6 protein-coding genes are annotated in these 6,507 nt (G+C 55.0%); 5 read left to right on the plus strand and 1 reads right to left on the minus strand.

The features are described 5' to 3' along the window. Nucleotides 1-32: 32 nt before the first annotated feature. Nucleotides 33-911 carry a class I SAM-dependent methyltransferase gene (locus tag R6U67_RS18090; RefSeq protein WP_410253836.1) on the minus strand — a complete coding sequence of 293 codons (879 nt, stop codon included), beginning with the start codon at nucleotides 909-911 and terminating at the stop codon, nucleotides 33-35. Nucleotides 912-1,051: 140 nt separating this feature from the next. Between R6U67_RS18090 and R6U67_RS18095 the strand changes: the two genes are divergently transcribed. The 5 genes from R6U67_RS18095 to R6U67_RS18115 all read left to right on the plus strand — a co-directional run bounded on the left by R6U67_RS18095 (nucleotide 1,052) and on the right by R6U67_RS18115 (nucleotide 6,342). After that, nucleotides 1,052-2,725, plus strand: a complete 1,674-nt coding sequence (locus tag R6U67_RS18095; protein ID WP_410253842.1) for a CTP synthase — start codon at nucleotides 1,052-1,054, stop codon at nucleotides 2,723-2,725. A 45-nt stretch (nucleotides 2,726-2,770) separates the two neighbouring features. Beyond that, the gene (locus R6U67_RS18100) at nucleotides 2,771-3,004 is read left to right on the plus strand and encodes a hypothetical protein (RefSeq protein WP_410253837.1); all 234 of its coding nucleotides are present in this window, start codon (nucleotides 2,771-2,773) and stop codon (nucleotides 3,002-3,004) included. A 113-nt stretch (nucleotides 3,005-3,117) separates the two neighbouring features. Beyond that, the gene (locus tag R6U67_RS18105; protein ID WP_410253838.1) at nucleotides 3,118-3,927 is read left to right on the plus strand and encodes a squalene/phytoene synthase family protein; all 810 of its coding nucleotides are present in this window, start codon (nucleotides 3,118-3,120) and stop codon (nucleotides 3,925-3,927) included. Between the two features lie 194 nt (nucleotides 3,928-4,121). Beyond that, entirely contained in the window at nucleotides 4,122-4,844 is a 723-nt protein-coding gene (locus R6U67_RS18110) for a cytochrome c biogenesis protein CcdA (RefSeq protein WP_410253839.1), read from the plus strand. A gap of 103 nt (nucleotides 4,845-4,947) precedes the next feature. Continuing rightward, nucleotides 4,948-6,342, plus strand: a complete 1,395-nt coding sequence (locus tag R6U67_RS18115) for a cytochrome c biogenesis protein (RefSeq protein WP_410253840.1) — start codon at nucleotides 4,948-4,950, stop codon at nucleotides 6,340-6,342. Nucleotides 6,343-6,507 lie beyond the last annotated feature (165 nt).

Here is a 6,507-nt window from a genome sequence, read left to right on the forward strand (position 1 = left end):
GTACCCCCGCACATATCACACCCGCATCACACCTAAGCAAAAGCCATCTCCCCTTCACCGAGAGACTCATCTGTGACCCATTCCTGGCCCGGTAGCGGCTTCACGCCTCGGGTGACTTGATGAATCCACCAATGCGTTCGTGTTTCTACGTTAGCGAATCCCGCTTGCTGCATCCAGGCCGCCACATCTCCCTGGGCATACTCAGCAATATAAGGTTCCTCAAACACCTCCATCAACCAGGGAGTTTGCCGTAAACTCTCTTGATTCCCATCGAGAACAATCACCTCGCCGCCAACTCGCAACAGGCGGAAACATTCCCGTAGAATTGCCTGACTCACCGCTGGCGGCGTTTCATGGAACAGCAACGACAGAGAAATCACATCAAAGCTATTCTCCTCAAATCCCGTCTCCTCCGCCTTGCCATGTCGCCAGTCCAGCTTCAGACCCTCAGCCGTGGCCTTATACTGGGCCATCACGAGCATATAGGGCGATAAATCTAACCCCACCACCGTCGCTTCGGGGAATGTTCGTTTCAACACTAACGTCGTTGACCCGGTTCCACAGCCTAAATCGAGAATACGCCGGGGTTGCGATCGCAGCGACTGAATCACCCCCTCCCGTACCCAGTCCTCATTGGGGGGCAACACATAGCGAGTAATCGGATCATAAGACACCGCCGCCCCCGGACTGAGATAACCGCCCTCAACCCCATGAAAATTCCCAGAGCGATAATACTCAGGATAGACCAGTCCCGGCGTGGCGAGGCGATCGCCCTCCATCTGCCAATCAATCCGTTCAAACTGGCGTTTCATGGCCTCGCGGTCCAACAGCGGGTCTAACGCCGAAGCCAAAAAGCGGTCCCAAAGCGTCGTTGCTTTCGTTGTCTGTTCAGACGTCTGTTCAGAAGCCATAGCCAAAATTCCCCGACCATCAACATCTCCTAAGATAGTCCAACTCAGCGATTCCGGGGCAACCGATAGGCGATCGCCCACCCCGGCCCTTCCCCGACTATGGCAAAATGAACCCAGGGTTTACCGATCGCACCATTTCCATGACCAAATTTATCTTCATCACCGGCGGCGTCGTCTCCAGCATTGGCAAAGGTATCGTCGCCGCCAGTTTAGGGCGTTTACTCAAGTCCCGAAACTACTCCGTCTCCATCCTCAAGCTCGACCCTTATATTAACGTCGATCCGGGAACCATGAGTCCCTTCCAACATGGGGAAGTTTTCGTCACCCAAGACGGGGCCGAAACCGACCTCGACCTGGGCCATTACGAACGCTTCACCGACACCTCCATGTCTCGCCTCAACAGCGTTACGACCGGGTCGATTTACCAATCCGTCATCAACAAGGAACGACGGGGCGACTACGAAGGGGGAACCGTCCAAGTCATCCCCCACATTACCGGCGAAATTCGTTCTCGCATCCGTCGCGTCGCCCGCAACACCAACCCCGATATCGTCATCGCTGAAATCGGCGGAACCGTGGGCGACATCGAATCCCTGCCCTTCCTCGAAGCCATCCGGCAATTTCGTAAAGACGTCGGCCGAGAGAACATCATGTATGTCCATGTCACCCTGATGCCTTGGCTGCGGGCCGCCGGGGAAATGAAAACCAAACCGACTCAGCATTCCGTCAAAGAACTGCGATCGATTGGGATTCAACCGGATATGTTAGTCTGTCGCTGCGAACGTCCCCTCAGCGAAGGTCTCAAAGAAAAACTCTCCGAGTTTTGTGACGTTCCCATGACGCGGGTCATCACCGCCCCTGATGCCGGCAGCATCTACGAAGTGCCTCTCGTCCTCGAACAAGAAGGCCTCGCCCAGTCCGTCCTTGACTGTCTCCATCTCGAACAGCGAGATCCCGACCTCGAGGGCTGGCGAACCCTGATCGATCGCATGAAGAACCCAGAACGGGAACTCGAAATCGCCATCGTCGGCAAATATATCCAACTCTCCGACGCCTATCTCTCCGTCGTCGAAGCCCTCACCCACGCCACGGTTCAATGTGGCAGTCAACTCAAACTGCGTTGGGTGAACTCCGAAGACTTAGAACAATTCCCCGACGGCGACCAACTCAAAGGAGTGGCCGGAATCGTTGTCCCCGGAGGCTTCGGCAGTCGCGGCGTTGACGGCAAAATCAACGCCATTCGCTATGCCCGAGAACACCAAATTCCCTTCCTCGGCCTCTGTCTGGGAATGCAATGTGCCGTCATTGAATGGGCGCGTCATGTGGCCCATCTCGACGATGCCAACAGTTCCGAATTTGACCGTCACACCAACAACGCCGTCATTAGCCTACTTCCCGAACAAGAAGATGTGGTGGATTTAGGGGGAACCATGCGTCTGGGCCTCTATCCCTGCCGCCTAACCGAAGGAACCCGCACCTTTGCTAGTTACAACCAGGAAGTCGTCTACGAACGCCATCGCCACCGTTACGAGTTCAACAACGCCTATCGCAGTTTGTTCCTCGAAACCGGCTATGCCATCAGTGGAACCTCCCCCGATGGCCGCCTCGTCGAAATCATCGAAATGCCCAATCATCCCTTCTTCGTCGCCACCCAGTTCCACCCCGAGTTTGAATCTCGTCCCAACCATCCCCATCCTCTGATGGAAGGATTTGTGCGGGCGGCCTTGGGACTCTCGGCGGCGGTGACACCAATGGAGTCGTCTGAGGGCAACCCCCAGGACGAAAGCCTAGAGTCAGCGGCACACGTGTTATAACCTCAAAGGAGATCGGGGAGACCCTGGTGACGGGAGGCGTTGCGCGTGGCGTACTGGATCAAAATTCACGAACAAGGGGGAAAACACATTCATGTTCTTGACCTCGACCGAGTCAGTAGCTTCTCGCTTTACAAACGGACTCGGTTAACGGTCTATTGGCATCCGAGTGAACAGCCGTTGGTCCTAACGGCCCAAAGCGACCCTGTCGCCTATCGGCAAGTTCTCGACTATGTTGAGAAAACCACGGGTTATTCCCTAGAGACGCCGCTAGATGGTTAAATCATGACCCCCACTGCCGTCTTGTGTCTCTTTTGCCGCTGTCTTAGATAAATTCCTCTAATCGCAATCAGAAGGATATGCTAGAGGTCGAGTTGATGTGAGGAGTTGAACTGATGAACTGGCAACATGATGCGTTAGAGGTGCTCAAACAGACTAGCCGCACCTTTTATATCCCGATTGTCCAGCTTCCCGGAAACCTTCAGGAAGCGGTGACCTCGGCTTATCTCTGTATGCGGGCTATTGACGAGATTGAAGATCACCCTCATCTCGATAATGAACGCAAAGCCCGCTTGCTGCGATCGCTATCTCAGCAATTGCAAACGGGAACCGGCGAGAATGACCAATTCACCCCCGACTGGGGCGACAGTTACGACCAACTGCCGGAAGTGACGTTACGAGTCAGTGATTGGGCTAAACTGGCCCCAGATAGCATCGCCCCCCGGATTTGGGATGCGACCGCCGCCATGGCCGATCGCATGGCATTCTGGGCCGATCGCAACTGGACGATTCACACCGTCGCCGACCTCGACAGCTATACCTTCAGTGTGGCCGGAGCGGTAGGATTACTGTTATCAGACCTCTGGGCCTGGTATGACAATACCCAAACCAGTCGCATGGAGGCCATCGGCTTCGGACGCGGCCTACAAACCGTCAACATTCTTCGCAATCATCGCGAAGACAAGGCTAGAGGTGTGGACTTTTTCCCCGAAGGCTGGACGGCGGCCCAAATGCAGGCCTATGCCCGTCATAACCTGGAATTTGCTAAACGTTATACCAACGCCCTCCCCAAAGGCCCCGCCTTAGACTTCTGCCGCATTCCCTTAGTTTTGGCCCAAGGAACCCTGAAAACCCTGGCCCTGGGCAAACCGAAACTTAGCCGTGATGATGTCATGCAACTCATTGGCCAGGTGGTTGATCATTAGGACGTTTCCCTTGACGGCTTCTGGGGCATCCCCTGTCGGTTGCCCCAATCCTAGAGGATAGACAATGAACAATAGACAGTTTTTATTTTAAAACTCTTACTATATATACATTACAAGAACTATAAGCGTCCTAACCTATATGACTAATTTCATAAATATCGCAACGCTTAACTAGACACAACGAACGGGTAACCATGACACTCCTGTATGACCTACAACAGTTTGCCGACCATCTCGTCAGTGACCAACTGACCCATCTCAATCTCTTGACCGTGGTGGTGGTCCTCGTGGCGGGACTTCTAACGAGTCTTACCCCCTGTACCCTGTCGATGTTGCCCATTACCCTGGGCTACATTGGCGGCTATGAATCCAAAAGTCCCGGACAGGGCGCCCGTCAATCCCTCTGGTTTTCCCTTGGCTTAGCGACGACTCTGGCCGCCTTAGGCTTGGGGGCGGCCCTATTGGGACGAGTCTATGGCCAGGTGGGGCAAGGACTGCCGATTCTGGTGGCGGCGATCGCCATCTTGATGGGCCTCAATCTCCTCAACGCCTTACCGCTACAACTCCCCTCCATTGAGGGCATGAGTTGGATTTCCGAGAGTTGGCCTCACGGGCTGCGATCGTATCTCTTGGGCGTGACCTTTGGTTTAGTCGCCTCGCCCTGTAGTACCCCCGTCTTGGCCACGCTGCTGGCTTGGGTCTCGGCGACGGGTAAGCCTCTGCTGGGCAGTGGTCTCCTGTTAGCCTATACCATAGGTTATGTGGCCCCCCTGATTCTGGCCGGAACCTTTGCCGCCAGTCTCGACAAACTCTTGTCCCTGCGTCGTTGGTCCGGTTGGATCACCCCCGCCAGTGGCGCGTTACTGGTGGGATTTGGTGTCTTTACCCTAGTCTTTCGCCTACTCCCCACGGTCTAGGCCGACAGGTTAACGGCTACACCAATTTCTGGCTAAGTCTTTGGCCAAGCCTCGGGCCAAGCCTCGGGCCACCGTTCACTCTTCCTTGACTCTTGATTGTCCCATGACCTCATCCGTTGCCCCTGCCCCCCTTCGTTGGTTCCGTCGCGAGTTGTTGCCGATTTTAGCGAACTTACGGCTGGCGATCGTTCTCTTGCTGGCGATCGCCGCCACCAGTACCCTAGGAACCGTCATCGAACAGCATGAATCCGTCGCCTTTTACCAAGCCAACTACCCCGAAGACCCGGCCCTATTTGGCTTTCTCAGTTGGAAGGTTCTTCTGGCCCTCGGTCTCGATGATGTCTATAAAACCTGGTGGTTTTTGGCGTTGCTAGTCCTATTTGGATCGAGTTTGGCCGCCTGTACCTTCACCCGCCAACTTCCGGCCCTCAACGCCGCCCGCAATTGGAAGTTTTATCGCCAACCCCGTCAGTTTAAAAAACTGGCCCTGGCCGGAACCCTACCCCGGTCAGCCTCATCCACCTCGGAGGACTCGGACGAGTTAGAAACCCTGCAACGTAGCTTAGAAGACCGCAAGTATCGCGTCTTTCGCGATGGCGAGAGTCTCTACGCCCGCAAAGGGTTAGTCGGACGAATCGCCCCGATTGTGGTTCATGGGAGTATGTTGCTGATTCTCGGCGGGGCCATTGTGGGTTCGGTGACGGGAGTGGTGGCCCAGGAGATGATTCCCAGCGGCGAAACGGTAAACGTGACGAATTTTGTTGAAGCGGGTGATTGGTCGTCTCCCGATCGCTTTCGGGGTTGGTCTCTGAAAGTGAATCGCTTTTGGATCGACTATACCCCCAGCGGGGCCATTGATCAGTTTTACTCGGACTTATCGGTGGTCGATGACCAAGGCCAGGAACGCGATCGCAAAACCATCTATGTTAATGAACCTCTCCGCTACAACGGGGTGGTCTTCTATCAAACGGATTGGAGTATCGCCAACGTCAAGATTCGCCTCAACAACAGTCCCGTGTTTCAACTTCCCATGGAGAAACTGGACATCGAAGGCGGCGGACGGATTTGGGGAACCTGGATTCCCACCAAGCCGGATATGAGTGAAGGGGTGTCGTTGTTGGCCCGAGATCTTCAGGGAACGGCCCTGGTGTATGACCAAACGGGACAATTAGTGTCTTCGTTGCGCGTGGGGAACGCGATCGAGGTCAATGGGGTGAATCTCTCGTTACTCGATATTACCGGCGCAACCGGGCTACAAATCAAGTCTGACCCTGGGATTCCCCTCGTCTATCTGGGGTTTGCCCTGTTAATGTTGAGTACGGCCCTCAGTTATGCCTCTCATTCCCAGATTTGGGTGTTGCGAGATGATGACACGCTCTATCTCGGAGGACGCACCAATCGCGCCCAGGTGACCTTTGAACGGGAGTTCCTCGACTGGGTGGGCGATGTGCAACCGGAGTCCTCGGAACCGGCGATCGCCTCCTCCATTAGCGCTTAAGTTGACTCAGGGATTACGTTAAACTGAAGTCTGATTCAGGTTCGCGTACGCTTGGCCATCTAGGAGTCCCCGAGTTGACCATCGCGGGTCTTCTGGATCTACGGTGGAATTTGTTGCAGGGTATACAAAATTGTAGGGGAACCCACCCCTAGCCCCTCCCAGGAG

Origin of the sequence: Sodalinema sp. (genome assembly GCF_046483825.1) — a bacterium.
Lineage (GTDB): Bacteria > Cyanobacteriota > Cyanobacteriia > Cyanobacteriales > Geitlerinemataceae > Sodalinema.

Excerpts from the sequence above, each read along its gene's own strand:
- R6U67_RS18115 (WP_410253840.1), top strand. The coding sequence starts at position 4,948 with ATGACCTCATCCGTTGCCCCTGCCCCCCTTCGTTGGTTCCGTCGCGAG.
- R6U67_RS18105 (WP_410253838.1), top strand. The coding sequence starts at position 3,118 with ATGAACTGGCAACATGATGCGTTAGAGGTGCTCAAACAGACTAGCCGC.
- R6U67_RS18095 (WP_410253842.1), top strand. The coding sequence starts at position 1,052 with ATGACCAAATTTATCTTCATCACCGGCGGCGTCGTCTCCAGCATTGGC.
- R6U67_RS18090 (WP_410253836.1), bottom strand. The coding sequence starts at position 911 with ATGGCTTCTGAACAGACGTCTGAACAGACAACGAAAGCAACGACGCTT.
- R6U67_RS18110 (WP_410253839.1), top strand. The coding sequence starts at position 4,122 with ATGACACTCCTGTATGACCTACAACAGTTTGCCGACCATCTCGTCAGT.